Origin of the sequence: Desulfovibrio sp. SGI.102, from assembly GCF_050314315.1 — a bacterium.
In the GTDB taxonomy this organism is placed as follows: domain Bacteria; phylum Desulfobacterota; class Desulfovibrionia; order Desulfovibrionales; family Desulfovibrionaceae; genus Desulfovibrio.
The window spans coordinates 1-513 of record NZ_JBNPNC010000135.1 but is presented as its reverse complement, the minus strand read 5'-3'; the positions used below and the strand labels follow the sequence as shown (position 1 = coordinate 513).

General features: G+C 42.9%; 1 protein-coding gene. It reads right to left on the bottom strand.

The window, feature by feature from the left end:
- A partial coding sequence (gene tnpA / locus ACQRCJ_RS12505; protein ID WP_427799952.1) for an IS200/IS605 family transposase occupies positions 1 to 358 on the bottom strand: 358 nt, incomplete at its 3' end.
- Positions 359 to 513: the final 155 nt, after the last annotated feature.

Here is a 513-nt window from a genome sequence, read left to right as displayed (position 1 = left end):
CTCTAAGCCCCACCGTACTGACATAATATCCTTCGGCCCAAAATTTTCTGTTGCCAAACTTATATTTAAGGTTTGCGTGCTTATCGAATATCATCAACGAACTTTTTCCTTTCAGGTAGCCCATGAAATTTGCCACACTGATTTTAGGAGGAATGGACACCAGCATGTGGACATGATCCGGCATCAGATGCCCTTCCAGAATCTCAACCCCTTTATATTTGCAGAGGCATTGCAGAATTTCTTTTATACTTTCACGGAGCTGTGCGAAGATTATTTTTCTTCTATATTTTGGAGTAAAGACGATATGATACTTGCACAACCATTTCGTATGCGCTAGGCTATGAGCCTTGGTTCCCATAACAAAAACACCTTTCCGTTAATGTTGCGATGGGCTTGAACAACTTCATCGTAGCGGAAAGGTGTTTTTGTGTGTATAACGTATTGTCTCCACCCGCATAGCGGGTGGTTTTTTGTTTCGCGCCTGTCAGGCGCTCAACAGGCTAAAGCCCATAA